26 protein-coding genes are annotated in these 25,794 nt (G+C 69.7%); 21 read left to right on the forward strand and 5 right to left on the reverse strand.

Annotated elements, in window-relative coordinates; genetic code table 11:
* Window positions 1-15: 15 nt before the first annotated feature.
* Entirely contained in the window at window positions 16-990 is a 975-nt protein-coding gene (locus DEA06_RS06850) for an acetylxylan esterase (protein WP_116647205.1), read from the reverse strand.
* 205 nt (window positions 991-1,195) lie between these two features.
* Between DEA06_RS06850 and tilS the strand changes: the two genes are divergently transcribed.
* The 13 genes from tilS (at window position 1,196) to lysS (ending at window position 13,176) form a co-directional block, all read left to right on the forward strand.
* Window positions 1,196-2,206: a tRNA lysidine(34) synthetase TilS gene (gene tilS, locus DEA06_RS06855; protein ID WP_116647206.1), complete on the forward strand. Its 1,011-nt coding sequence runs from the start codon at window positions 1,196-1,198 to the stop codon at window positions 2,204-2,206.
* A 9-nt stretch (window positions 2,207-2,215) separates the two neighbouring features.
* On the forward strand, window positions 2,216-2,767 hold the full coding sequence (gene hpt, locus DEA06_RS06860; protein ID WP_116647207.1) for a hypoxanthine phosphoribosyltransferase: 552 nt from the start codon (window positions 2,216-2,218) through the stop codon (window positions 2,765-2,767).
* A 114-nt stretch (window positions 2,768-2,881) separates the two neighbouring features.
* Window positions 2,882-4,885, forward strand: a complete 2,004-nt coding sequence (ftsH, locus tag DEA06_RS06865) for an ATP-dependent zinc metalloprotease FtsH (RefSeq protein WP_116647208.1) — start codon at window positions 2,882-2,884, stop codon at window positions 4,883-4,885.
* Between the two features lie 9 nt (window positions 4,886-4,894).
* Complete coding sequence (gene folE / locus DEA06_RS06870) at window positions 4,895-5,566, forward strand: GTP cyclohydrolase I (protein WP_116647209.1); 672 nt, start codon at window positions 4,895-4,897, stop codon at window positions 5,564-5,566.
* Complete coding sequence (gene folP, locus DEA06_RS06875) at window positions 5,563-6,381, forward strand: dihydropteroate synthase (RefSeq protein ID WP_116647210.1); 819 nt, start codon at window positions 5,563-5,565, stop codon at window positions 6,379-6,381. Before folE ends, folP begins: the two co-directional genes overlap by 4 nt.
* The gene (gene folB, locus DEA06_RS16795; RefSeq protein WP_240606848.1) at window positions 6,369-6,776 is read left to right on the forward strand and encodes a dihydroneopterin aldolase; all 408 of its coding nucleotides are present in this window, start codon (window positions 6,369-6,371) and stop codon (window positions 6,774-6,776) included. Before folP ends, folB begins: the two co-directional genes overlap by 13 nt.
* On the forward strand, window positions 6,773-7,282 hold the full coding sequence (folK, locus tag DEA06_RS16800) for a 2-amino-4-hydroxy-6-hydroxymethyldihydropteridine diphosphokinase (RefSeq protein WP_240606849.1): 510 nt from the start codon (window positions 6,773-6,775) through the stop codon (window positions 7,280-7,282). The genes folB and folK overlap by 4 nt, the downstream gene beginning before the upstream one ends.
* A complete protein-coding gene (locus DEA06_RS06885; RefSeq protein WP_116647212.1) occupies window positions 7,279-7,761 on the forward strand; it encodes a DUF3180 domain-containing protein in 483 nt (160 codons plus the stop codon). The genes folK and DEA06_RS06885 overlap by 4 nt, the downstream gene beginning before the upstream one ends.
* Entirely contained in the window at window positions 7,718-8,326 is a 609-nt protein-coding gene (locus DEA06_RS06890) for a PH domain-containing protein (protein ID WP_116647213.1), read from the forward strand. The genes DEA06_RS06885 and DEA06_RS06890 overlap by 44 nt, the downstream gene beginning before the upstream one ends.
* Complete coding sequence (locus tag DEA06_RS06895; RefSeq protein WP_240606850.1) at window positions 8,323-10,023, forward strand: PH domain-containing protein; 1,701 nt, start codon at window positions 8,323-8,325, stop codon at window positions 10,021-10,023. The genes DEA06_RS06890 and DEA06_RS06895 overlap by 4 nt, the downstream gene beginning before the upstream one ends.
* Window positions 10,020-10,748 carry a DUF2520 domain-containing protein gene (locus DEA06_RS06900; protein WP_116647214.1) on the forward strand — a complete coding sequence of 243 codons (729 nt, stop codon included), beginning with the start codon at window positions 10,020-10,022 and terminating at the stop codon, window positions 10,746-10,748. Before DEA06_RS06895 ends, DEA06_RS06900 begins: the two co-directional genes overlap by 4 nt.
* Complete coding sequence (gene panC, locus DEA06_RS06905) at window positions 10,745-11,596, forward strand: pantoate--beta-alanine ligase (RefSeq protein ID WP_116647215.1); 852 nt, start codon at window positions 10,745-10,747, stop codon at window positions 11,594-11,596. The genes DEA06_RS06900 and panC overlap by 4 nt, the downstream gene beginning before the upstream one ends.
* Before the next feature lie 62 nt (window positions 11,597-11,658).
* Window positions 11,659-13,176, forward strand: coding sequence for a lysine--tRNA ligase (gene lysS / locus DEA06_RS06910; protein ID WP_116647216.1), 1,518 nt, complete (start codon window positions 11,659-11,661; stop codon window positions 13,174-13,176).
* A gap of 15 nt (window positions 13,177-13,191) precedes the next feature.
* Here lysS and DEA06_RS06915 read toward each other — a convergent pair whose 3' ends face one another.
* Window positions 13,192-14,355 carry a DUF4192 family protein gene (locus tag DEA06_RS06915; RefSeq protein ID WP_116647217.1) on the reverse strand — a complete coding sequence of 388 codons (1,164 nt, stop codon included), beginning with the start codon at window positions 14,353-14,355 and terminating at the stop codon, window positions 13,192-13,194.
* 115 nt (window positions 14,356-14,470) lie between these two features.
* On the opposite strand from DEA06_RS06915, the gene DEA06_RS06920 reads away from it, so the two are divergent.
* The 3 genes from DEA06_RS06920 (at window position 14,471) to DEA06_RS06930 (ending at window position 17,047) form a co-directional block, all read left to right on the forward strand.
* Window positions 14,471-14,668, forward strand: coding sequence for a hypothetical protein (locus tag DEA06_RS06920; protein WP_116647218.1), 198 nt, complete (start codon window positions 14,471-14,473; stop codon window positions 14,666-14,668).
* A gap of 78 nt (window positions 14,669-14,746) precedes the next feature.
* The gene (cls, locus tag DEA06_RS06925) at window positions 14,747-16,213 is read left to right on the forward strand and encodes a cardiolipin synthase (protein WP_116647219.1); all 1,467 of its coding nucleotides are present in this window, start codon (window positions 14,747-14,749) and stop codon (window positions 16,211-16,213) included.
* An 87-nt stretch (window positions 16,214-16,300) separates the two neighbouring features.
* Complete coding sequence (locus tag DEA06_RS06930; protein WP_116647220.1) at window positions 16,301-17,047, forward strand: hypothetical protein; 747 nt, start codon at window positions 16,301-16,303, stop codon at window positions 17,045-17,047.
* A gap of 21 nt (window positions 17,048-17,068) precedes the next feature.
* On the opposite strand, the gene DEA06_RS06935 is transcribed toward DEA06_RS06930, so the two are convergent.
* A complete protein-coding gene (locus DEA06_RS06935) occupies window positions 17,069-18,391 on the reverse strand; it encodes a hemolysin family protein (RefSeq protein WP_116647221.1) in 1,323 nt (440 codons plus the stop codon).
* A 419-nt stretch (window positions 18,392-18,810) separates the two neighbouring features.
* Here DEA06_RS06935 and DEA06_RS06940 point away from each other — a divergent pair, with 419 nt between their 5' ends.
* Window positions 18,811-19,770, forward strand: coding sequence for a hypothetical protein (locus DEA06_RS06940; RefSeq protein ID WP_116647297.1), 960 nt, complete (start codon window positions 18,811-18,813; stop codon window positions 19,768-19,770).
* Window positions 19,771-20,002: 232 nt separating this feature from the next.
* On the opposite strand, the gene DEA06_RS06945 is transcribed toward DEA06_RS06940, so the two are convergent.
* Together DEA06_RS06945 and DEA06_RS06950 are read right to left on the reverse strand one after the other, a co-directional pair.
* Complete coding sequence (locus DEA06_RS06945) at window positions 20,003-20,236, reverse strand: helix-turn-helix transcriptional regulator (RefSeq protein WP_116647222.1); 234 nt, start codon at window positions 20,234-20,236, stop codon at window positions 20,003-20,005.
* Window positions 20,233-20,976 (reverse strand): hypothetical protein, encoded by a 744-nt coding sequence (locus DEA06_RS06950; protein ID WP_116647223.1) that lies wholly within the window; start codon window positions 20,974-20,976, stop codon window positions 20,233-20,235. The genes DEA06_RS06945 and DEA06_RS06950 overlap by 4 nt, the downstream gene beginning before the upstream one ends.
* Window positions 20,977-21,171: 195 nt before the next feature.
* On the opposite strand from DEA06_RS06950, the gene DEA06_RS06955 reads away from it, so the two are divergent.
* The 4 genes from DEA06_RS06955 (at window position 21,172) to DEA06_RS06970 (ending at window position 25,754) form a co-directional block, all read left to right on the forward strand.
* Entirely contained in the window at window positions 21,172-23,694 is a 2,523-nt protein-coding gene (locus DEA06_RS06955) for an ATP-dependent Clp protease ATP-binding subunit (RefSeq protein ID WP_116647224.1), read from the forward strand.
* A gap of 85 nt (window positions 23,695-23,779) precedes the next feature.
* Window positions 23,780-24,289: an amino-acid N-acetyltransferase gene (locus tag DEA06_RS06960; protein WP_116647225.1), complete on the forward strand. Its 510-nt coding sequence runs from the start codon at window positions 23,780-23,782 to the stop codon at window positions 24,287-24,289.
* Between the two features lie 45 nt (window positions 24,290-24,334).
* Window positions 24,335-25,033 carry a hypothetical protein gene (locus DEA06_RS06965; RefSeq protein ID WP_205781227.1) on the forward strand — a complete coding sequence of 233 codons (699 nt, stop codon included), beginning with the start codon at window positions 24,335-24,337 and terminating at the stop codon, window positions 25,031-25,033.
* Between the two features lie 313 nt (window positions 25,034-25,346).
* Window positions 25,347-25,754 (forward strand): dehydrogenase, encoded by a 408-nt coding sequence (locus tag DEA06_RS06970; RefSeq protein WP_116647226.1) that lies wholly within the window; start codon window positions 25,347-25,349, stop codon window positions 25,752-25,754.
* Window positions 25,755-25,794 lie beyond the last annotated feature (40 nt).

Consider the following 25,794-nt stretch of genomic DNA (forward strand, 5'->3'; position numbering starts at 1 on the left):
GCCGACTGTCGTCTCTCAGGCGGCGAACGACTCGGCGATGACGCCGATCGCGCGCTCGCGGTCTTCGGGTCCGCCGCCCTCGTGCCCGTTGTAGGGCCACACGTCGATCGTCTTGTCGGCCGAGGCGTTGACGTTGAACCCGGCGAAGACCGTCGACGGCGGGCAGATCGGGTCCATCAGCGCGACGGAGTAGTGGATGCGGGTGCGCACCCGCCGAGCGAAGTTGACCCCGTCGACGTACGACAGCGTGCGGGCGACCTGCTCGACGCGCGACCGCTGCGAGGTGAGGTACCCCGCGATCTCGGAGTAGGGCGCGGCATCCGTGATGAGCGTCGCGCGCGCGGCGTCGGACAGGAAGGGCACGAAGGCGACGGCCGCGCTCACGTCGGGTCGGAGCGCCGCGGCGGCGATCGCCTGGGCGCCGCCCTGGCTGCCCCCGACGACGGCCACACGATCGGGGTCGATGCCCGGCAGGTCGCGCGCGATGTCGACGGCTCGAACGGCATCGGTGAGCAGGCGGCGGTAGTAGTAGGTGCGCGGGTCTTCGATGCCTCGCGTCATGACCCCCGGGTGCGCGGGCGCCGAGCCGTGCGGGTCGGGGGTCGCGCCGACCGCCGATCCGCGTCCGGCGCCCTGACCTCGCACGTCCATCACCAGGTGCGCCCACCCCGAGGCCGCGGCCCACAGGTGGGTGATCGGGCGCCCGCGTCCGCTGCCGTATCCGGCGTACTCGATCACGACCGGCAGCGGCTCGTCGGCGTCGGCCGGCGTCACGAGCCAGGCGCGCACCGGATCGCCGGCGTAGCCGCTGAAGGTGACGTCCGAGACCCTCACGCGCCGCATCCCCGTCTCCGCCGTCTCGAGCACGGTCGGGGTGGCACGGTCGGCCGCCTCTTGGAGGGTCTGCGCCCAGAAGTCGTCGAAATCCGCCGGATCTTCGACATCGGACTGGAACGTACGCAGCTCGGAGAGCGGGCGATCGGTGAGCATGCCTACATCTAACCGTGGGCTCGACCCGGGGGTGTGTTGCGCGGTCGCGCGCCGTAATTCAGGCTGATCGCGCCGCCCGGCGCCGGCCGGCCCGCGATCCCGGCGATGCGCCCGAGGGCCGCCCCATCCAGCCTGAGTTGGTGCGGGAGGCCGGTTGCCCCGGCCGTGCGTCGTGGGCGCGCGAGCGGGCCGGTACCGTGAGCGGATGCCCGTTCGTCCGAGCCTCGACCCCGCGGTCGCCGACGTGCGCCGTGCCGTGCGCACTGCGCTGCAGACCTCCCGCCCCGCATCCGTCGTCGTCGCCCTCTCGGGCGGACCCGACTCGCTCGCGCTCGCCGCGGCCGTCGCCTTCGAGGCGCCCAAGCTCGGCATCGCCGCCACGGCGGTCACCGTCGATCACGGGCTGCAGGAGGGATCGGCGGATGCTGCGGAACGCGCCGCCGCCGCCGCTCGCGCTCTCGGCCTCGACGCCGTGGTGGTCGCCGTGCAGGTGGGTGCCGAGGGCGGCCCCGAAGCATCCGCCCGCCGCGCCCGCTACGCCGCGCTCTCGCACGCCGCCCGCGAGCGCGGCGCCGAGGCGGTGCTGCTCGGGCACACCCTCGACGACCAGGCCGAGACGGTGCTGCTCGGGCTGGCGCGAGGATCCGGGGCCTCGAGCCTCATGGGCATGGCGCCCGAGCGGGTCGACGACTCCGGACGGTGGTGGCGTCCGCTGCTCGGGGTGCGTCGTGCGACGACGGTGGCCGCGTGCGCGGCGGAGGGGCTCGATCCCTGGCACGACCCCCACAACGCCGAGCCCCGCTTCTCCCGGGTGCGGGTGCGCGAGCGCGTGCTGCCCGTGCTCGAGGCCGAGCTGGGCCCCGGCATCGCCGAGGCGCTCGCGCGCACCGCCGAGCAGCTGCGCGAAGACGCCGAGGCCTTCGCCGAGATGATCGACGAGACGATCGAAGACATCGTCGAGCACGCGGAGGCGGGCATCTCGGTCTCGGCCGCGGCGCTGGCCGCGAATCCGGCGGCGCTGCGCCACCGCATCATCCGCCTCGTCGTCTCGAGCGAGTTCGGCGAGAGCCTCACGCGGTCGCAGACGCTCGATGTCGCGCGTCTCGCCACCGACTGGGCGGGGCAGGGTCCGATCGATCTGCCCGGCTGCTCGGCACGCCGCATCGGCGGGCGGATCGTGTTCGCGGCCACGGGGCACGCCCCGGCCAGCGCCTAAACTCGATCCATGCGCGCCGACCAGATCTCTGACGACATCACCGAGGTACTGATCACCGAGGAGCAGATCCAAGACAAACTGGCCGAGCTCGCCGAGCAGGTCGCCCGCGACTACGAGGGCGAGAACCTCCTCCTCGTCGGTGTGCTGAAGGGCGCGGTCATGGTCATGGCCGACTTCGCGCGCCACCTCCCGCTGCACATCCAGATGGACTGGATGGCGGTGTCGTCGTACGGCACGGGTACGCGCTCGAGCGGTGTCGTGCAGATCCGCAAAGACCTCGACACCGACCTCCATGGGCGCCATGTGCTCATCGTGGAGGACATCATCGACTCGGGCCTCACCCTCAGTTGGCTGCTCGAGAACTTCGCCTCGCGGGGGGCGGAGTCGATCGAGGTGCTGGCGCTTCTGCGCAAGCCCGACGCGATGAAGGTGGAGGTCGACTGCCGCTACGTCGGGTTCGACATCCCCAACGAGTTCGTCATCGGCTACGGCCTCGACTACGCCGAGAAGTACCGCAACCTGCGCGACGTCGCGGTGCTCGCGCCGCACGTCTACAGCTGAGGCGCGTACGCCGTGGGCGAATGCACAGTCCGCCCATAGAGACCCCGCTGTACCCTGATTTCACCGTAAACCGGTGGAATCCTGACGAAAGGGGCCCGGGCGTCGCCCCGCACCATGGACTTCAAGAAGCTCACGCGCAACCCGATCCTCTACATCGTCGTGATCGGTCTGCTCCTTCTGGTCGGCTTCTGGCTCATCACGAGCCTCAACGGCGCTCGGCAGATCTCGACCCAGGAGGGCCTCGAGCTCCTCAAGGGCGGCACCGTCTCCGAGGCCACCACGACCGACGGCGACCAGCGCGTCGACCTCACGCTGAACCAGCCCTATGAGGGCGCCAACGAGGTGCAGTTCTACTACGTCTCGGCGCGCGCGATCGAGGTGGTCGACGCGATCGACACCGCGAACCCCGCTGACGGGTACAACGACGTCGTGCCGCGGCCGTCGTTCTTCGACGGCATCCTGTCGCTGATGATCCCGCTCCTCATCCTCGGTCTGCTGTTCTGGTTCCTGCTCTCCAGCGCTCAGGGCGGCGGCAGCAAGGTCATGCAGTTCGGCAAGTCCCGGGCGAAACTCGTCTCGAAGGAGAGCCCGACCGTCACGTTCCAGGACGTCGCGGGTGCCGAAGAGGCGATCGAAGAGCTCGAAGAGATCAAAGACTTCCTGAAGGATCCCGCGAAGTTCCAGGCCGTGGGCGCCCGCATCCCGAAGGGCGTGCTGCTGTACGGCCCTCCCGGAACGGGTAAGACGCTCCTCGCCCGTGCGGTCGCCGGCGAGGCCGGCGTGCCGTTCTACTCGATCTCGGGTTCGGACTTCGTCGAGATGTTCGTCGGCGTCGGCGCGAGCCGTGTGCGCGACCTGTTCAACCAGGCCAAGGAGAGCGCCCCGGCGATCATCTTCATCGACGAGATCGACGCCGTCGGCCGTCACCGCGGCGCCGGCATGGGCGGCGGGCACGACGAGCGCGAGCAGACGCTGAACCAGATGCTCGTCGAGATGGACGGCTTCGATCCGAAGGCGAACGTCATCGTCATCGCGGCGACCAACCGCCCCGACATCCTCGACCCCGCTCTTCTGCGCCCGGGCCGCTTCGACCGTCAGATCGGTGTGGACGCGCCCGACCTCAAGGGCCGCCAGCGCATCCTCGAGGTGCACGGCCGCGGCAAGCCCCTCGCCGACGGCGTCGACCTCGAGGTCGTGGCCCGCAAGACCCCCGGCTTCACCGGTGCAGACCTTGCGAACGTGCTGAACGAGGCGGCGCTCCTGACCGCGCGCTCGAACGCGCAGCTGATCGACAACCGCGCCCTCGACGAGGCCATCGACCGCGTGCTCGCCGGTCCGCAGCGCCGCACCCGCGTGATGCGCGACAAGGAGAAGCTGATCACGGCCTACCACGAGGGCGGTCACGCTCTCGCGGCGGCGGCGATGAACCACACCGACCCGGTGACGAAGGTGACGATCCTTCCCCGCGGCAAGGCGCTCGGCTACACGATGGTGCTGCCGCTCGACGACAAGTACTCGATCACCCGCAACGAGCTGCAAGACCAGCTCACCTATGCGATGGGTGGCCGCGTCGCCGAGGAGATCGTGTTCCACGACCCCACCACGGGCGCGTCGAACGACATCGAGAAGGCGACGAGCATCGCGCGCAAGATGGTCACCGAGTACGGCATGACCACCGACGTCGGGCCCGTGAAGCTCGGGTCGTCGTCGGGCGAGGTCTTCATGGGCCGCGACATGGGCCACGGCCGTGACTTCTCGGAGCGCATCGCCGAGCGGGTCGACGCCGAGGTGCGCGCGCTCATCGAGCAGGCGCACAACGAGGCGTACGAGGTCATCAACTCGAACCGCAAGATCCTCGACCGCCTCGCGCTGGAACTCCTCGAGAAGGAGACCCTCGATCACCTCGAGCTCGCCGAGATCTTCACCGACATCACCCGCCTGCCCCCGCGTCCGCAGTGGCTGTCCTCCGACGGCCGCCCCGTCTCGCAGCTGCCGCCGGTCGACGTGCCCCGTCGCGCTCAGCCGGCAGGGGTCGCGGCGAACACCGAGGCCGAAGCGCAGACCGAGAAGGCCCCGCGTCGCCAGCCGAGCGGACAGGCTCGACCGGCGACCGCGTAGGCCCGGCCGATGACCGTCGACCGGGAGCGCGTGCGCTCTCTTGTCAGGGAGCTGCTCGAAGCGATCGGCGAAGACCCCGAGCGACCGGGGCTGCGCCAGACGCCCGAGCGGGTGGCCGACGCCTACGGAGAGTTCTTCGCAGGGGTCGGTGAGGATGCTGCGGCTCCGCTCGCGCACACGATCTCGATCTCGCGGGGTCCGGCGCCCGAGACCGTACCGTCGGGCGCGGTGATGCTGCGCGGGGTCGACTTCCGTTCGATCTGCGAGCACCACCTGCTGCCGTTCCGCGGGGTGGCGCACCTCGCCTACCTTCCGGGGGAGCAGGTCGTCGGCCTCGGCGCCCTGTCGAAGGTCGTCGAGGTGCTCGCCGCTCGCCCGCAGGTGCAGGAGCGCCTCGGCGAGCAGATCGCCGACACGATCGCAGCGTCGCTCGACGCGCGCGGGGTGCTCGTCGTGCTCGACGCCTCGCACGAGTGCGTCACGATGCGCGGTGCGCAGCAGAAGAACGCCACCACCGTGACGATCGCCGCCCGAGGCGAACTGGCAGACCCCGCCGCGCGCGCCGAGCTCATCGCGCTGATCTCCCTTCGACAGGCTCAGGGACCGCAGGTGCAGGCTCAGGGACCGCAGGTGCAGGCTCCGGGGCCGCAGGTGCACGCTCAGGGACCGGAGGCGACGTGACGCTCATCATGGGGATCGTCAACGTCACCCCCGACTCGTTCAGCGACGGCGGCCGCTACGTCGACCCCGACGTCGCCATCGGTCACGGCGTCCGGCTGCGCGCCGAGGGCGCTCACATCCTCGACATCGGCGGTGAGTCGACCCGACCGGGAGCAGAGCGGGTCGCCCCGCGGGTCGAGCAGCAACGCGTGCTGCCGGTGATCGAGGCGCTCGCCGCCGCCGGTGCCGTCGTCAGCATCGACACTCTGAACGCCGACACGGCCCACGCGGCGATCGCGGCCGGAGCCCGCATCGTCAACGACGTCTCGGGCGGACTCGCCGATCCGGCCATGCTCGAAACGGTGGCCGTGACCGACGCCGACATCGTGCTGGGGCACTGGCGTGGCCCGTCGGCCGACATGTACGCCCGCGCCGACTATGTCGACCTCGTGCGCGAACTCTCGGCCGAGCTGATCGAGCGCGTCGACGCGGCCGTCGCCGCCGGCATCGCCCCGAGCCGGATCGTGCTCGATCCGGGAATCGGTTTCGGCAAACGGGGGCCCCAGAATTGGGAGACCCTCCGCGCCCTGCCCCAGCTCGTGGGCCTGGGCCCACGGGTGCTCGTCGGCACCAGTCGCAAGAGGTTCCTGGGCGAGGCGCTCGGCGACGACGCATCCCTGGCTCGTCGCGATCTCGCGACCGCCGTCACCAGCGCGCTGTCCGCGCGCGATGGAGCCTGGGCTGTGCGGGTGCACGACGTCGCCGCCACCCGAGACGCACTCCGCGTCGCGGCGCTCTGGTCGGATGAGAACCTGGAGGGAATATGGACCCCGTAGACGAGATCACCCTGACCGGCGTGCGCGCGTGGGGTCACCACGGCGTGTACGACGACGAACGCGCGCAGGGTCAGGAGTTCGTCGTCGACCTCACGCTGCGGATCGACACCGCCCCTGCCGCAGCATCCGACGACGTCGTCGACACGGTTCACTACGGCGAACTGGCCGAGCGGATCGTGGCGCTCGTCGGCGCGGATCCCGTGAACCTCCTCGAGACCCTCGCCGCGCGGATCGCCGACGACGCGCTGACCGCCCCCCGCGTCGAGCAGGCCGTCGTCACGGTCCACAAGCCGTCGGCGCCGATCACGGTGCCGTTCGCCGACGTGTCGGTGACGATCCGCCGTACGCGGCCCGCCCCCCGCGCCCTGCCGTTCGGATTCGGAGTCGCGCCGTGAGCGACGTCGCCGTCGAGGGCCGGCCGCAACCCGCCATCGCCGTCGTAGCTCTGGGCGCGAACCTCGGCGACCGCGAGGCGACCCTCGATGCCGCGCTGACCGACCTCGCGGCACTGCCGCTGACCGACCGGGTGCGCACCTCTGCCGTCATGGAGACGGTGGCGGTCACCACGAGCGGGCCGGATGCTGAGGCGCCGCGCTATCTCAATTCCGTCGCTCTGGTCGCGACCCGGCTCGCCCCGTCGGTGCTGCTGACCTACCTGCACCGGATCGAGGCCCGCCACGGACGCGAACGGGGGGAGCGGTGGGCCGATCGCACTCTCGACCTCGATCTCGTCTCGTACGCAACGGTGGTGTCGGACGACGCCCGGCTGGTCCTTCCTCACCCGCGCGCCGCCGAGCGCGAGTTCGTGCTCGCTCCGTGGCACGAGGTGGACCCGGAGGCGGAGCTCCCCGGCGTCGGGCGCGTCGAAGATCTCCTCGCCGATCTTCGAGCAGACCGGTGAAGCGCACCGGCGCGGGAGTTCTCGTCGGTGCGGCCATTCTCGGCATCGTCGTGGGGTTCGTGCTCGACACCGCGCTGAGCTCGGCGGGTCGGCCGACGTTCGCACCGGCCGTGACGCTGCCGATCCTTCTCCTCCTGGTGGGAGGAGCCGTGATCGCGCTCGCCATCCCGATCCGGCGGGCCACCCGCGGGCTCGCCACCACCGCTGTCAATCCGTTCCGGGCGCTGCGCATCGCCATCCTGGCGAAGGCGTCGAGCATCGTCGGCGCGGCCATCGGCGGCGTCGCGGTCGGGCTGCTGCTCTTCCTCTTCACCCGCCCGGTGACCCCCTCGGTAGGCTCGATGGGCACGACGATCGCCACGGTGATCTGCGGCGGCATCCTCGTCGCCGCGGCGCTGGTCGCCGAGCACCTGTGCACCATCCGGAAGGACGACGATGACGAACAACCCGGAGGCGACTCCGCAGGCGTCGCCCACTGAGCCCACCGACGACGCGCGTGTCCGCGAGACGGCGGCCGTTCTCGACGAGGACTCGTTCACCCGCATCATCGAGCCCCGCTCCGATGCTCGCCTGCCGCTCGGCGACGGGACGTGGCACCAGCTCGCCCGCGCCTACGTCTGGGTGCAGATCATCTCGACCGGCGTGTTCACCCTCGTCGTGCTCGCGGTGGCGATCGGTCTGCAGCTGTGGCTCAACCAGCCGTGGACGTGGATCCCGGCCGGCATCGTGCTGCTCGTCTGTCTCTTCTCGCTCGCGATCACGCCGCGTCAGGCGCGTTCGTACGGGTACCAGCTGAGGCGCGACGACCTCGTGTTCCGCCGCGGCATCCTCTGGCAGCGCATGGTGGCGGTGCCCTACGGGCGCATGCAGCTGATCGACATCACGCACGGTCCCCTCGACCGCGGTTTCGGGATCGCGCAGCTGAAGCTCGTCACCGCCGCAGCCTCCACCGGCGTGACGATCCCGGGCCTGACGCAGAAGGCCGCCGAGAACCTGCGCGACACCCTCGTCGACGTCGCCGAGACCCGTCGGACCGGCCTGTGAGCGAAGCATCCGCCCCGTCCGCGCCCCCGGCAGACGAGGTGCGCTCGCCGCTCAGCGACGGCGAGTGGCACCGGATGCATCCGCTCACCCCGCTCCTGCGCGGGGGACTGTTCCTGCTCGTGGTCGGGGGTATCGCGATCGCGAACCTCCGCGAGCGGCTCGTCGAGTGGCTGCTGCCGGCGTTCGCCCCGGAGTTCGGCGACGGCGAGTTGCCGCCCGACCCGATCGACTACCTCGTCAGCCGCAACCTGCTCCTCATCGCCCTCCTCGCGGTGCTCGGCACCGTCGTCGTGCTGCTGCTGCTGTTCTCGTTGTCGTGGCGGTTCCACACGTTCCGCATCACCGACGACGACGTCGAGGTGCGCTCGGGCGTGCTCTTCCGCACCCATCGGCGGGCCCCGCTCGACCGCGTGCAGGGCGTCAACCTGACCCGGCCGCTCGTCGCGCGTCTGCTCGGGGTCGGGAAGCTCGAGGTCGTCGGGGCCGGCACCGATTCGAACGTGAAGCTCGAGTACCTCTCCACGTCGGACGCCGAGACCATCCGCGCCGACATCCTGCGGTTGGCCTCGGGCCGACGTCTCGGCGGAAGCGCGGCGGCACGCAGCGGCGGAACCCGCGTGCGGCAGGCCGCCTCGGCGGTCGGAGCGGGTCTGTCGGGTCTCGTCGATGGTGACGACCAGGGCGACGTCGAGCCCGAGTCGGTGGTGCACATTCCGGCCGGCCGACTCATCGCCTCGCGTTTGCTCAGCGGCACGACCCTCGTGCTGATCGCGCTCATCGCGGCGATCGTGGTCGGGTCGATCGTCGGATCGATCTGGGTGCTGTTCTCGTTCGTGCCGGCCGTCCTCGGTTTCGGCGCCTACTACGTGAGGTCGGTCACGCGGGCGCTGCGCTATTCGATCGCTCCCATGCCGAGCGGCACCCGCATCACCTTCGGTCTCTTCACGACCGTGAGCGAGACCCTGCCGCCGGGGCGCGTCCACGCCGTCGAGGTGCGCCAGTCGATCTTCTGGCGGCCCTTCGGCTGGTGGTCGATCACGGCCAACCGCCTCTCTGGCCGGTCGTCCAGCGACACGAACGCCGATCAGTTCACGACCGTGCTGCCGGTGGGCACACGCGCCGACGTCGAGCGCGTACTCAAGCTGCTCCTGCCGGCCCTCCCCGACGAGGACTGGCCGTTCGTCTTCGACCAGGGCATCCTCGGCCCCCGTGCCGACGATCCGTACGCGACGACGCCCGCGCGCGCCCGGCTCCTGCGCCCGCTGTCGTGGCGACGCAACGGCTACCTGCTGACGCCCGACGCGCTCTTCTTGCGCCGGGGTTTCGTCTGGCGCGCGCTCGGCGTCTTCCCTCTGGCGCGCATGCAGAGCGTCGGGATCGCGCAGGGCCCGGTCGACCGCATGCTGGGCGTGGCGAACCTCACCGCGCACGTGGTCGCCGGATCGGTGACGACCACCGTGGGGATCCTCGAGCGCGATGATGCGCTGCGAGGATTCCAGGATGCTGCGCACGGGATCGTCGCCGCCTCCGCCGGCGATCGCAGCCACCGGTGGGCGTCGTCCGAGCCCGATCAGACGCCCGCGGGCGAGCCGGTCGTCGAGCCGGGTGCGGCGCCCGCTGACCCCGCGGCCCCGGCATCTGACCCCGCGGCCCCGGTCGCCGACCCCGTCGAAGCGCCGGATCGGACTCCCCGATGAGCGGGCCGGGACGCGACGGACGACTCGGCGTCGGCATCATCGGGGCGGGGAAGGTCGGTCCCGTGATCGGATCGGCGCTCGCCGGCGCGGGGCACGCTCTCGTGGGCATCACCTCGGGGTCCGACGACGACCGGGTCGAGGCCATCCTTCCGGGGGTGCCGGTGCTGGCCGCCGACGAGGTCGTGCGCCGTAGCGAGCTCGTCGTGATCGCCGTGCCCCACGACGAGCTCGCCGGGCTCGTCGCCGGTCTCGCGGAGGTCGGAGCGTGGCAGCCGGGCCAGCTCGTTCTGCACACCGACGCCGCGCACGGCATCGCGGTGCTCGAACCGGCTCTGCGATCCGGCGCGATCCCGCTGGCGATCCATCCCGCGATCAGCTTCACGGGCACCTCGATAGACCTCCGGGCTCTCAGCCAGGGCTATGCCGCGGTCACCGCTCCGGGGCCCGTGCTGCCCATCGCGCAAGCGCTCGCGGTCGAGCTGGGATGCGAGCCGGTCGTGGTCGCTGATGCCGATCGGCCCGCGTACGCCGAGGCGATCGCGACGGCCACGGAGTTCTCGCGCTCGATCGTGCGACAGGCGGCGGGCATGCTCACCCGCCTGGGTGTCGACAACGCGGGAGGCTATCTCTCCGCCCTCGTGCGTTCGACCGTCGACCAGGCGCTCGCCGAGGGAGCGCCCCCGCACAGGGACCCGCTCGGTCCCGACGCTACGATCGACGGATGATCCGCTCCCTCGACGCGCTGCGTTCCCGCCTCACCGAGCTGCGCTCGGGCTCCGAAGGCGGCACCGCGTCGGTCGCACTGGTCTCGACGCTCGGCGCCCTCCACGAGGCCCATGTCGACCTCGTCGAGCGGGCGCGAGAGAGCGCCGACCTCGTGGTCGTCGCATCGTTCGTGAACCCTCTGCGCTTCCGCACCTCCGCAGACGTCGAGGCCTACCCGGTGCGACGCGCGCAGGACGACGCGCTCCTCGACAGGCTCGGCGTCGATGTCGTGTTCGCACCCGACGCGGCGGAGCTCCTTCCCGCGGGTATCGCGACCACGCGCGTCTCGGCCGGAGACCTCGGTCTGCGCTACGAGGGGCGCACGAGGCCGTACTACTTCGACGGTCTGCTCACGGCCGAGGCGATCCTCTTCCACCTGATCCGGCCCGATATCGCGGTCTACGGCGAGCGCGATCTGCAGCGCGTCTTCCTCGTGCGACGGATGATCCGCGACCTCTTCTTCGACATCGAGGTCGCCACGGTGCCGACCGTGCGCAGCGACGACGGGCTGCCGATCTCCAGCCGTGTCGACCTTCTCGAACCCGCCGATCGTCGAGCCGCCGCGCTCCTGCCCCGCGCCCTCGAGGCTGCCGCCTCGAACGCCGATCGCGGTGTCGACGCGTGCATCGCGGCGGCGCAGTCGTCGCTCATGGGTGAGGAGCGCATCCGCCTCGAGTATTTGAACGTCGTCGATCCGGCGACCTTCCTCCCCGTCGACGAGGCGCACTCCGGGCGCGCTCTCGCGCTCATCGCGGCGACCGTTGCCGGGCACCGCTTCATCGACAACGCCGAGATCTCGCTGCCCTGAGGCGGCACTGCGGCGAGGGGCCGCGCCCGAGTCGGTCGACGCCGCTCGGTAGGATCGAGAGCATGACCGACGCGCCCGACGCCGCCCCTGAAACGCCCGACGACGACGTCATCGAGCAGAAGGCCGTGCGTCTCGCCAAGCGCGAGCGGCTGCTTGCCGAGCGGACGGATGCTGCGGGCGGGCCCTACCCGGTGACCGTGCCCGTCACCGACACCATCCCCGCGCTGCGCGAGCGGTTCGCCGATCTCGAGGCGGGCGACGAGACGGGCGTGACGGCCGCCGTCGCCGGGCGCATCGTCTTCAGCCGCAACACCGGCAAGCTCTGCTTCGCCTCGCTGCAGTCGGGCGACGGCAGCCGCATCCAGGCGATGGTCTCGCTGGCGTCGGTGGGCGAGGAGTCGCTGCAGGCCTGGAAGGATCTCGTCGACCTCGGCGATCACGTCTACGTCTCGGGCGAGGTGATCTCGAGCCGCCGCGGCGAGCTGTCGATCATGGTGGCCGACTGGCGCATCGCCGCGAAGGCCGTGCTGCCGCTTCCGAACCTGCACTCCGAGCTCAGCGAGGAGAGCCGAGTGCGCAGCCGCTTCCTCGACCTCATCGTGCGCGACCGCGCCCGCGAGACGGTGCTCGCCCGCGCGAAGGTCAACGCGAGCCTGCGTCAGACGTTCTCGGGTCACGAGTTCGTCGAGGTCGAGACGCCCATGCTCCAGGTGCAGCACGGCGGCGCCAGTGCTCGCCCGTTCGTGACGCGCTCGAACGCCTTCGACACCGAGCTCTTCCTCCGCATCGCTCCCGAGCTCTTCCTCAAGCGCGCCGTCGTCGGCGGCATCGACCGCGTGTTCGAGATCAACCGCAACTTCCGCAACGAGGGTGCCGACTCCACCCACAGCCCCGAGTTCGCGATGCTCGAGGCCTACCAGTCGTATTCCGACTACAACGGCATCGCCGATCTGACGCAGGAGCTCGTGCAGAACGCGGCGATCGCGGTGGCCGGGTCGACCACCGTCACCTGGGCGGACGGCACGGAGTATGACCTGGGCGGTCAGTGGGACCGGATCTCGATGTACGGGTCGCTGTCCGACGCATCCGGTCGCTCCATCACCCCCGAGACGACGGCCGATGAGCTTGCCGCCTTCGCGTCGGAGGTCGGCGTCGACGAGCCCGCGCACCCGACGCACGGCAAGTGGGTCGAGGAGCTCTGGGAGCACTTCGTGAAGCCCTCGCTGACGCGCCCCACCTTCGTCATGGACTTCCCCGTCGACACGAGCCCTCTGGTGCGCGAGCACCGTTCCATCGCCGGGGTCGTCGAGAAGTGGGACCTCTACGTGCGCGGCTTCGAGTTGGCCACCGGGTACTCCGAGCTGGTCGACCCGGTGATCCAGCGGGAGCGGTTCGTCGAGCAGGCGCAGCTCGCGGCTCGCGGCGACGTCGAGGCGATGCGCATCGACGAGGAGTTCCTGCGGGCGCTCGAGCACGGCATGCCGCCCACCGGCGGCATGGGCATGGGGATCGACCGTCTGCTCATGGCGATCACGGGCCTCGGCATCCGCGAGACGATCCTCTTCCCGCTCGTCAAGTAGTCGCACCCGCGCGCCTCAGATCACCTGCGTGACCGGCCCGCGCGGCACCGGGCGTTCGAAGACCCACTCGGGCAGGTGCGCGTTCGCGACGAAGGTCAACACGATCTCGCTGAGACCGTGCGCGGGGTCGATCTTCACCGCCTCTCCGGCGTAGGCAGCCGCGTGGGTCGATCGCCCGAGCGCCCACGACAACCAGGCGCACGCGGCCAGCGCGCCCGGCCGATCGTCGCGCGGAACGGCGGCGGCGATCCGCCGCGACAGTTCGAGGGCGTGGCTCAACCTCTCCGGATCGGGCCGCGGCCCTTCGCCCCACATCGACGCCGCGAGCTCGTCGGGATACGCCTCGCCGTCCTGCCAACGAAGCTGCGCCTCGGCGGCACGGTCTCCGGCCTCGAGTCCGCGGCACCACTGCGTGAGCGCGATGTCGCGCAGCGCGGGCCGCGCGAGCGACCACCCGAGGGTGGCGGCCTGGAAGGCGTCGAGATGGGAGGGATCCCAGTCGAGGGCATCCTCGAGGAGGAGGGGGAGATCATCGAGAGCCTCCGCGGCGGCGAGGGCGCGCGGGTCGATCCGCGCGGGGTCGTCGGGCAGGTCGGGGTCGGCCCAGGTCTCGTTCTGCAGCACCGACACCGCGAACGACAGATCGTGAAGCGCTCGCCCGACGCGCTCCTTCTCGGCGAGATCGACCGGCGGCAGTGCGTGGCCGGCCGACTGATCGCCCGGGTCGAGCGGAAGGTCGTCGAGCTCCGCGCGATCCAGACGGAGCTCGGCGAGGTCGCGCCCCTCCGGTGGGCACCCGGGATCGATGTACGACCCCCAACCGTCTGACGCGACGCAGAGCGCGTCGCGCACGTCGAGACCGCAGATGTCGGCCCGCGCCAGGAGGGCGCTCATCAGGCGGTCGTGGGGGAGGCCCTCGGACTCTGCGAAGCCGGCATCGGTGTAGACGACGGGTGCCAGGGCGTCTGCCGTGGCGATCCGACAGATCAGCCCGATGAACGTCGACGCCACCCGTTCGACGTCGTCGGTGTCGTCGGGCAGATCGAGTCGCATCACACCGAGCGTGCGATTGCCCGCGAACGGTACGAGAACGAGGCTTCGCGAGGGGGAGAAGCCCGCGAGGCGGGGGACCAGGGCGAGGAAGTCGGCGGCGGTGGTGGCCTTGAAGATCGGGGTCATGCACCCACCGTCGTGCGCGGCGCGCCCGCCCGAGTCGGTGCGAGGCGCGGATGTGGAGGAGTGCGGGGATCGCGAGCTTGGGGAGGAGGCGGCGAACTGCGCGTATCCTTGGGATGTGGACTCCTACGCCGCCGCCGTGATCTGGTCGCTTCTGCCGACCGTGGTGGTCTCGGTCGTGTTCTACTTCGTGATCCGCAACGTCATCCGCATGGATCGCACCGAGCGCAAGGTCTACGCGAAGATCGAGGCCGAGGAGCGCGCCAAGCGCGGACTCGCCCCCGTCTCCTCCTCCGCGCCCTCCGCCGACAGCTGAGTCGGCCGACCCCGCCCGCTGTGCGGGCTCCCTCCCTCGCGCCGCTACGCTGAGGGCAGCAGCTCGCCGGGAGGTCTCGTGATCAGCATCACGTTCGATGCGACGTGGTGGGTCGTCGCGATTTTCGTCGTCGATCTGATCATTCGCATCACCGCCATCATCGTCGTGCCCCGCAATCGACGGCCCACGGCCGCAATGGCGTGGCTGCTCGCGATCTACTTCATCCCGTTCATCGGGGTGCTGCTGTTCCTCCTCATCGGGAACCCCCGGTTGCCCAGGAAGCTCCGGCGCAAGCAGGCGGCGATCAACGAGTACCTCCACGACACGAGCGACTCGCTCGACTTCGGAACGCTCCGCCCGGATGCCCCGCACTGGTTCACCGCGCTGGTGGGCATGAACCGCAACCTCGGCGCGATGCCTCTGGCCGGCGACAACGACGCGCGCATCATCCACGACTACCAGGAGAGCTTCGACGCGATGGCCGAGGCCATCGGTCGCGCCGAACGCTACGTGCACGTCGAGTTCTACATCCTGCAATCGGATGCGGCGACCGAGGGCTTCTTCCGCGCCCTCGAGCAGGCCGCGGCGCGAGGTGTCGTCGTCCGCGTGCTGCTGGATCACTGGGCGAACCGCGGCAAGCCCTTCTACAAGCAGACCCTCCGGCGACTGGACGCGATGGGGGCTCGTTGGCACCTCCTGCTGCCGGTGCAGCCGCTGAAGGGGAAATATCAGCGACCCGATCTCCGTAATCACCGCAAGCTCCTCGTCATCGACGGCGACCTCGCCTACATGGGTTCGCAGAACGTCACCGACTCCACGTACAACCTGCCGAAGAACATCCGCCGGGGCCTGCACTGGGTCGACCTCATGGTGCGCGTGCAGGGTCCGGTCGTCGCGAGCATCAACGCCGTCTTCCTCAGCGACTGGTACAGCGAGACCGACGAGATCCTCACAGAAGAGATCGACATCGCCAGCGTGCAGTCGGGCCCGGGCGACCTCGACTGCCAGATCGTGCCGTCCGGCCCGGGGTTCGATTTCCAGAACAACCTGAAGCTGTTCCTCGGCCTCCTCCTCGCCGCCGAGAAGAAGATCATCATCGTCAGCCCGTACTTCGTGCCCGATGAGGCTCTGCTGCTGGCGATCACGACCGCCTGTCAGAAGGGCGTGCACGTCGAGCTGTTCGTCTCCGAGGAAGGCGACCAGGCCATGGTCTACCACGCGCAGCGGAGCTACTACGAGGCGCTCCTGCGGGCGGGCGTGAAGATCTGGATGTACCGGAGGCCCTACATCCTCCACTCCAAGAGCCTGACGATCGACGACGACGTCGCCGTCATCGGATCGAGCAACATGGACATGCGCTCCTTCGGTCTCAACCTCGAGATCTCGATGCTCGTCCGCGGCGACGAATTCGTCCGCGACCTTCGTGCCGTCGAGGACATGTATCGCGATCTCAGTCGCGAGCTCACGATGGAGGAGTGGCGCACGCAGCCGCTGCGCTCCACCGTGCTCGACAACCTCGCCAGGCTCACCTCCGCGCTGCAGTAGCGCGCAGCATCCGCGGCCCTGCGTCGTGCGTCTCGGGGGCTTTCTGTGCAGGATGGGAGGACGCCCCCACCCGGAAGGTCCGCCTCCATGACACGCACGACGTCGATCCTGGCCGCAGCCGCCTTGCTGCTCCTCACGGGCGGAGGCCTCGCCGCGTGCGCGACCCCCTCCGGCTCCGGGGCGTCCTCAGAAACCTCCGCGGCATCGCCGTCGAGCGAGACGAGTGCGCCGGTCGACGCCGACATCGACGCGGCCTGGCTCAGCGGCGGAACGATGATCGCCGTCCTCACGCGCGGAAGCTCGACGTGCGTGCCCGTGGCCTCCGACGTGGCCTTCGCCGACGGGGTGCTGAGCGTGGAGCTCGCCGATCCGCCCGCCGATCAGGCCTGCACGCGCGACTTCGTGCTCCGCGCTTTCGCCGTGGTCGTGCCCGAGGGCGTCGACCCCGCCGAAGATATCGAGATCGCCGTGTCGGGCTCGGAGGCGAGCGGGTCGGTCGAGCTCGCGGGGGTCGCCGGGCTCGTCCCGTCCGACGGTGTCCAGGACGGCGGCGTGCCCACCGCGGGGTGGAGCACCGCCGACGGCGTGTTCGCCCTGCTCACCTGGGGGTCATCGGGATGCCCGCCCGTCGTGCAGGACGCCCTCGTGAGCGCCCCGGGCGAGATCACCGCCACGCTGGCCGAGTCGCCCGCCGACCGCATCTGCACGAGCGACTTCGCCCCGCGGGTCACCCTGGGGGAGGTTCCCGGCATCGAGAGCGGCACCGCCTACGAGCTGGTGCTGCAGGGCGACGGGATCGAGGGAACCCGCGTCCCGATCGCCGGCGTGAACTGACCGCGACGACCAGGACACGCGTCAGGCGCCCGGCGCCTCCTCGGCGTCGGTCGTGTCGTCGGCGTCTGCACCCGTGCGGATGACGGCGACCTCGGCCACGCGGCGCCTCTCCATCTGCTGCACGCGCAGGGTCGCATCGGGCACCGCGACCGTGTCGCCGACGGCCGGGATGCGACCGAGACGATCCATGATGAAACCCGCCAGGGTGTCGTAGGTTCCGCGTTCCAGCTCGACCCCCGACGCCTCTTCGAAGTCCTGCAGGTTCAGGCGCCCGTCGAACGTGCCGCCGGCCGGGTCGTCGGGATGGGCGGCCGCCTCGACGTCGTACTCGTCGAAGATCTCGCCGACGACCTCCTCCACGAGATCCTCGAGGGTGACGATCCCGTCGGTTCCGCCGTACTCGTCGACGACGACGGCGATGTGCAGCTCTTCGGCGCGCATCTTCGTGAGCGTCGGCAGCACCCGCGACGACGCCGGCAGGTAGCTGATCTCGCGTGCGATCTCCGACACGGGGCGCTTCGGGTCGGGGGATGCGGCGTCGTACAGGTCGCGCACGTGTACGAACCCGATGATGTCGTCGATCGACGAGTCGGTGATCGGGTAGCGGGAGTACGGGAGATGCTGCACGCGTTCGACGGCGTCGGCGATGGTCATCGCGACGTCGAGGGCGATGACCTCGAGCCGCGGGCGCATGACCTCGCTGATCTGCCGATCGCGCAGCGACAGCACGTCGTCGAGGATGCGACGCTCGTCTTCGGGGAGTCCGCCGTGGCTCGAGACGATGTCGCGCAGCTCGTCGTCGGTCATCTCGTCGGCGTTCTTGTCCGGGTCGCCGCCGAGGAGTCGCACGAGCGCATTCGTCGACACCGAGAGCAGCCAGATCACCGGGCGCATGAGCACGGCGAACCCGTTGAGCACGGGGGCCACGGCGTAGGAGAACTGCGCGTTGCGCTGGATCGCCAGGCGCTTGGGCACCAGCTCGCCGAGCACGAGCGAGAAGTAGGCGATGACGAGCGTGAGCACGACCGTCGAGACACCGTCGGCGACCTCGGGGGTCATGCCGATCGCGACGAGCAGGGGTTCGAGGTAGGGCGAGATCGACGACGCACCGTACGCGGCCGAGAGGAACCCGGCGACGGTGACGCCGATCTGCACCGCAGAGAGGAAGCGGTTGGGGTTGCGCGCGAGGGATGCCACCTTCTCGCCGCGCTTGCCGCGCGCGGCGATGGCGTTGAGCTGGCTCTCGCGAAGCGTCACCAGCGCCATCTCGGTGGCGGCGAAGACGCCGCCGATGAGCACGAAGATCAGAACCAGAACGATGTTGAAGATCAGGTCGCCGCTCACAGCGCGACTCCGATCGTGCGGGATGCGCCCGAATGGGCGCCGGCTCTATGGCTGTCGGGGTCTCGCTTTGCGCGTCGATTCATGGGGCAACGATATTCGGCCGCGGGTGCGAGTAGCCGAGTATTCCCCGACAGCCCGCCCGTGCGCTAGTGCGCAGCATCCGTCGCGGTCCATCACCCACCGCGGCGCGTGCGCTCTGCTGTCGCAACGGGCGGGTGTGACGCGCCATTCTCGGCAGGGGAACCTGCAGCACTCCGCTCCCCTGCCGCGAACGGCGAGTTCGGCGCACCATTCGTGACGGGGGAGTGCACTGGGCCGTGGGACCGTGCGCTCCTCCACAGCTGAGAATCGCGGGCGGTCTGTCCACGATGACGGCGGAAGGAGTGCATCGGCGGCGGATGCTGCGCCACAGTCGCCGCATGAGAAGAACAGGCCTGCCCTCGTCGCTGGGCGATCGGTTCACCACAGCGGATGCCGCGGCGGAGGGAGTGCCGCCGAGCCGGCTGAGGGCGAGCGACCTGCGGCGCCCCTTCCACGGTGTTCGGGCGCGCGCAGCCGATCTGCCCGAATTCCTCCTCACCGACTCGCGCGGCATGCCTCGGGGCCGTGCAGAGGTCGACCATCTTCGGCGCGCGCTCGACTATCTTCCTCGGATGGCCGCCCACGAGTTCTTCTGCAGCGTCACGGCGGCGATCGCTCACGGACTGCCCCTACCCGCTGCGGTGATCGATCGTGCCATCGATGTCGCCGTGTTCGCACCCCGGCGGCTGCCCCGCACGTCGGGAGTGAGAGGGCACGAAGCGTCGACGAAGACGGTGCGATCGTTCATCGACCCCGTGTCGGGCCTGAGGATGACGACCCCCGCGACGACATGGGCGATGCTCGGGGCGGTGCTGACGCATCCGCACGACCTCATCGCGGCCGGCGACGCGGTGGTTCGGCAGTGGCGAGTTCCTGCGCCGCTCGCGACGCGGGCGCAGCTGCAGGCGGCGGTGGATTCGGGTCGTCGAGTGGGGGTCGTCAAGCTCCGCGAGGCGCTCGTCCACGTGCGAACGCGGTCGGCGTCCAGGCCCGAGACGAGATGTCGCCTCGCCCTCACCGACGCGGGCCTTCCTGAGCCCGAGTCGAACTTCGATGTCATCGAGCTCGGAATAGCGCTGGCGTGCGTGGACCTGGCCTACCCTGCGCTGAAGATCGCCATCGAGTACGAGGGTGAGCATCACTTGCTCGACCCCGAGCAGTGGGCGCACGACATCGATCGCTACGACCGTCTGCGAGAAGCCGGGTGGATCGTGATCCGGGTGACGAAGGCGGAGCTCTTCGGTGCTCCGTCTCTCGTGGTCAGGCGCGTGCGTCGTGCGATCGCCTCGCGCTCCTAGCCCATTCCCTTCGTGCTCCCACCCTGCGCGGCTCGCGCTCCCACCCCGCTTCCACCCCGCTCCCTTCGCGCTCCCACTCTGCGCTCCCCTGTCGCATCTGGTGGGTGCACCTCGCCATTCGCGTCAGGGGAGGGCGCTCTTCATCGTTCCCCTGTCGCGAAGTGCGGGTTGGAACCGCCGAACGTGACAGGGGAGCGGGGTGCGTGCGACGCGGCCGAGCGGATGCTGCGGGTCAGTCGCGCGCGAGCACCAGCAGGTCGCCGGGCTCGCAGTCGAGGGCACGGCAGACGGCCGAGAGGGTGGAGTATCGGATCGCGCGGGCCCGATCGTTCTTGAGCACCGAGAGGTTCACGACGCTGACCCCGACGATCTCGCTGAGGCGGGTGAGGGTCATGCCGCGCGCGGCGAGCAGTTCGTCGAGCCGGCAGTGGATCCCGGTGGGGCCCTCGTCATCGACAGGGCTCATACAAGCCTCCGGTTCTCGCGCTGCAGGCGCGTTCCGATCGAGAACGCGGCCGCGACGAGGGCGATCCCGAGCCCCCACCCGACCGGGCCGAGGTCGAGAGCGAGCGACGACGCGACGAAGCCGCCGGGCCCGGTGATGTCCCGCGGATCGCCGAGGAACGCGACCGTCTCGGCCCGAGCGGTCGAGCCAGCGATCTGCGAACCGAGGCCCGAGCCGATCACAACGATCGCCACGACGCCGAGGGCGTTCGGGAAGGAGCGGGTGAAGGGGGTTCCGCGCAGGAGTGCCATCGCCAGCCAGGCGATGGCCACGGCGATCACAAGACCGGTGACAGCGGGCAATGCGGTCTCCAGCCACAGCAGCATCCGCGTCGATCCCGGCAGGTTGGCCACCTCGATCCACGCCGACTCGTACCCCGCATCGACGGGAGCGTCCGACGCGACGAGGACGGCCGGGTAGTCCCCGCTCATCGGCACATCCGTCACCCTCACCGAGGGTGAGGTGGCTAGGAAGATGCCCGACGCGATCAGCCCGTACACCGAGAGCGCGATTCCCATGAGACCGCCCGCCCCTACGAGCGACACGGCCCAGGTCTCCGCCCTACCGAGCGTCGGGCGTTCCGTGCCGGTGTCGCTGCGCAGAGATCGGCGCATCGACCAGATCGCCACGGCCGTGGCGCCTGCGGCCGTCAGGACCGCAACCACGACGAGGAAGGTGTTCACGAACGTGACGTCGTTCATCCGCATCCCATCGATAATCGTTATTATCGACTATCGTTATGCATCGATCTCGACACGTCAAGACGAACGCCGCTATGCCCCCAGCGAACACGGGTCCTCAGCTGTCGGGCCGTCGTTACTCTCGATGTACGGCGCGGGGCTGTGCGCCTGCCACCCCCACAACGCCTGTCAGCCCACACCGGAAAGGGACTGAGGATGTTCGAGAGATTCACCGACCGTGCTCGTCGCGTGGTTGTGCTCGCCCAAGAAGAGGCGAAGATGCTCAACCACAACTACATCGGCACCGAGCACATCCTGCTCGGGCTCATCCATGAGGGTGAGGGAGTCGCCGCCAAGGCGCTCGAATCGCTCGGCATCTCGCTCGACGCGGTGCGCGAGCAGGTACAGGACATCATCGGCCAGGGTCAGCAGCAGCCGACCGGTCACATCCCCTTCACGCCCCGCGCGAAGAAGGTGCTCGAGCTGTCGCTGCGCGAAGCGCTGCAGTTGGGCCACAACTACATCGGCACCGAGCACATCCTGCTCGGGCTCATCCGCGAGGGTGAGGGCGTCGCCGCGCAGGTGCTCGTCAAGCTCGGCGCCGACCTCAACAAGGTGCGCCAGCAGGTCATTCAGCTGCTCTCCGGCTACCAGGGCAAGGAGCCCGCCGCCGTCAGCGGCGCGGCGAACGAGTCGGGTCAGGCCGCTCAGGGCGGTTCCGCCGTTCTCGACCAGTTCGGCCGCAACCTGACTCAGAGCGCCCGCGACAACAAGCTCGACCCCGTGATCGGGCGCGAGAAAGAGATCGAGCGGGTCATGCAGATCCTCTCGCGTCGCTCCAAGAACAACCCGGTCCTGATCGGTGAGCCCGGCGTCGGCAAGACCGCCGTGGTCGAGGGCCTCGCGATCGCGATCGTCAAGGGCGACGTGCCCGAGACGCTCAAGGACAAGCAGGTCTACTCGCTCGACCTCGGGTCGCTCATCGCCGGATCCCGCTACCGCGGCGACTTCGAAGAGCGCCTGAAGAAGGTCACGAAAGAGATCCGCACCCGCGGCGACATCATCGTGTTCATCGACGAGATCCACACCCTCGTCGGAGCCGGCGCCGCCGAAGGCGCGATCGACGCCGCATCCATCCTGAAGCCGCTCCTCGCCCGCGGAGAGCTGCAGACGATCGGTGCCACGACGCTCGACGAGTACCGCAAGCACTTCGAGAAGGATGCTGCGCTCGAGCGCCGCTTCCAGCCGATCCAGGTGGCCGAGCCGAGCCTGCCCCACGCGATCAACATCCTGAAGGGGCTGCGCGACCGCTACGAGGCGCACCACAAGGTGCAGATCACCGACGGCGCGATCGTCGCCGCGGCGAACCTCGCCGACCGGTACATCTCCGACCGCTTCCTCCCCGACAAGGCCATCGACCTGATCGACGAGGCCGGCGCCCGCCTGCGTCTGTCGATCCTCTCGAGCCCGCCGGAGCTGCGCGAATTCGACGAGAAGATCGCCAAGGTCCGCCAGGACAAGGAGGTCGCCTCCGAGGAGCAGGACTTCGAGAAGGCCGCATCGCTGCGCGACGAGGAGAAGTCGCTCCTCGCCGAGCGTCTGCGTCTCGAGAAGCAGTGGCGCACGGGCGACGTCGCGTCGCACGCGATCGTCGACGAGGGTCTCATCGCCGAGGTGCTGGCGCAGGCCACCGGCATCCCGGTCTTCAAGCTCACCGAGGAGGAGTCGAGCCGGCTCGTCTTCATGGAGAAGGCGCTGCACCAGCGCGTCGTGGGCCAGGAAGAGGCGATCTCGGCCCTCGCGAAGACGATCCGTCGTCAGCGCGCCGGCCTCAAGGACCCCAAGCGCCCCTCGGGCTCGTTCATCTTCGCCGGCCCCACCGGTGTCGGTAAGACCGAGCTCGCCAAGGCGCTCGCCGAGTTCCTGTTCGACGACGAGGGCGCGCTGATCTCGCTCGACATGTCGGAGTACGGCGAGAAGCACACCGTCTCGCGTCTGTTCGGTGCCCCTCCCGGGTTCGTCGGATTCGAAGAGGGCGGCCAGCTCACCGAGAAGGTGCGGCGCAAGCCCTTCTCGGTCGTGCTCTTCGACGAGATCGAGAAGGCGCACCCCGACATCTTCAACTCGCTGCTGCAGATCCTCGAGGAGGGTCGTCTGACCGACGGTCAGGGCCGCGTGGTCGACTTCAAGAACACGGTCATCATCATGACCACCAACCTCGGTTCGTCGGCCATCGCCGGCGGCCCGGTCGGGTTCCAGGTCGAGGGCAACGCGCAGACGAGCTACGAGCGCATGAAGGGCAAGGTCGACGAAGAGCTGAAGCGGCACTTCAAGCCCGAGTTCCTCAACCGCGTCGATGACGTCATCGTCTTCCCGCAGCTGTCGAAGGACGAGCTGGTGCAGATCGTCGATCTGTTCACCAAGCGTCTGGCCGACCGCCTGCTCGACCGCGACATGACGATCGAGCTGTCGCAGGCCGCGAAGGAGAAGCTCATCGAGATCGGGTTCGACCCGACGCTCGGTGCACGCCCTCTCCGCCGGGCGATGCAGCGCGAGGTGGAAGACCGCCTCAGCGAGCAGATCCTGCACGGCGAGCTGAACTCGGGAGACCACGTCAAGGTGGAGCTCGAGAACGGCAAGTTCACGTTCGAGACGACTCCTCGCGGCGACAAGGTGGCCGTCGGTGTGGCCACCGGCGGAGAGATCACCGCGACGCCCGACATCACCGCGTCGAGCTGACACGACCACAACGAACGAAGGGGCGGATGCTGCGAAGCATCCGCCCCTTCGTCGTTCCGGTCTGTGCCGGGCGTAGGGTTGCAGGATGACTTCGTACACCGTGCGTCCGGCTCGCACGGGTGACGTGCGAGCCATTCGCGATCTGCTCGAGCCGTTCGTGCAGCGGCGGATCCTTCTGGGCAAAGACCTCGTCGTGCTGTACGAGGCGGTGCAGGAGTTCGTCGTCGCCGAAGACGCCGACGGTCAGATCATCGGATGCGGCGCCCTCCACGTGATGTGGGAAGACCTGGCCGAGGTGCGCACCCTGATCGTGGCCGATGGATGGCTGCACCGCGGCGTCGGCCGGCTGATCGTCGATGCGCTCGAGGATCGTGCGACGACGCTCGGTGTGCGACGCCTGTTCTGCCTCACGTTCGAGGTCGGCTTCTTCGAGCGACGGGGATTCGCCCCCATCGGCGAGCAGGTCGTCGATCCCGACGTGTACTCGCAACTCATCCGCAGTCCCGACGAGGGTGTCGCCGAGTTCCTCGATCTGGCGCACGTGAAGCCGAACACGCTCGGCAACACGCGAATGCTGAAGACGCTCAGAGCCTAGGCGCGCCGAACAGGTGCGGCGCGCTTGCGCGCCTACCCTGAAAGCATGAGTGGTCCCACCCCTCGGCGCAGAAAGCACTCGCCCGCCGTCTACCGGCGTCGACGCCTCGTCGTGCTGCTCACGGCGTTGATCGTGGTCGCCGGTCTCGTGTGGCTTTTCATCGCGCAGCCGTGGCAGAGTTCCGCATCGACAGAGACCCTGCCGGTGCCGTCGTCGTCATCATCGTCGTCACCGCCATCATCGTCGACGAGCGAGTCGGCCGCACCCGAGGCTGACGCCGAGACGCCTGTGCCGGAGGCCGACGCCGAAGAACCGGCGCCCGACCTCACCCCCAGCGCGGAACCCTGCATCGCCGCCGATCTGCTCATCGAAGCGGTGACCGATCAGGCCGTCTACGCCGCCGGACAGAATCCGCAGCTGTCGATCCGTTTGACGAACCAGAGCACGACCGACTGCACGCTGAATGTCGGCACGAGCGCTCAGGCGTTCACGATCTCGAGCGGGCCCGACATCTGGTGGCGCTCGACCGACTGCCAGACCGAGCCGAGCGACATGACGGTACTGCTGTCGGCCGGTCAGCAGGTCACCAGCGCGACCCCGCTGACGTGGGATCGCACCCGCTCCTCGGTGGACACGTGCCAGGGTGACCGACCGCCGGCCGCCGGCGGTGGGGCCACTTATCGACTCAGCGTCGCGATCGGCGGCCTTTCGTCGTCGAACACGGCTGCTTTTCAGCTCAACTAGCTGTTTTGTCCCCCAAACGGAGGACAGACGGGCCGGATGGCCGTAGATATTCTTGGGGTGTTCCCCGCAACGGGCGTCTCGTCACTGTCCCCAGCAGGTAGCACTCGACCGTCCCCAACGGCCCGAGTTCGAGCGTTCGCGGGAAGCAGTGGGCCCTCTCGAATCTTTCAGCCCCCAACTGGGCGATTCGAGAGGGCCTTTCGCGTCGTACGCAACGATGCGATCGGGTCGACGGTACACGCCGCCTCCGGCCGTGTCGAGGGGGCCCGTCGTCGCCGGAGGAGCCCCGCGCCTCCGCGGGTAAGTTGGTGTGATGCCCGGAAAGAAGCGCGGAAGAAAAGCCTCCGACCTCGAGTTCCGCAATACCGCCCTCACCGACGCCCTGCAGACGCAAGACATGGCCGCGGTCGCCTTCGCGCTGCGGCACGGTCCGACCGTGGCGCCGCTGATCCGGGTGGGTGCGCTCGACGACCCTCTCGACGCCGGTGACGTGTGGACCTATCGCGACCCGAACACGGGCGACGTCGCGCTGCTGCTGTTCAGCGACGCGGCGCACAAGCCCGAGACGCTGCCGCCCGACGTCGCGCTGCAGTCACCCGCGTGGCTGCGGGCGTTCCTCACCGCTCACGAGAACGAGATCACGACGGTGTTCCTCGATATCGCGGGGCCGCACCCGCTGCAGTCGTCGCCGACCGATCTGCTGGCAGCGCTCGAGGCCTGAGCTCGCCCCGGGTCGACCCCGCTGCCCGTTCGTGGCAGAC

Origin of the sequence: Microbacterium sp. Gd 4-13, from assembly GCF_003095395.1 — a bacterium.
In the GTDB taxonomy this organism is placed as follows: domain Bacteria; phylum Actinomycetota; class Actinomycetes; order Actinomycetales; family Microbacteriaceae; genus Microbacterium.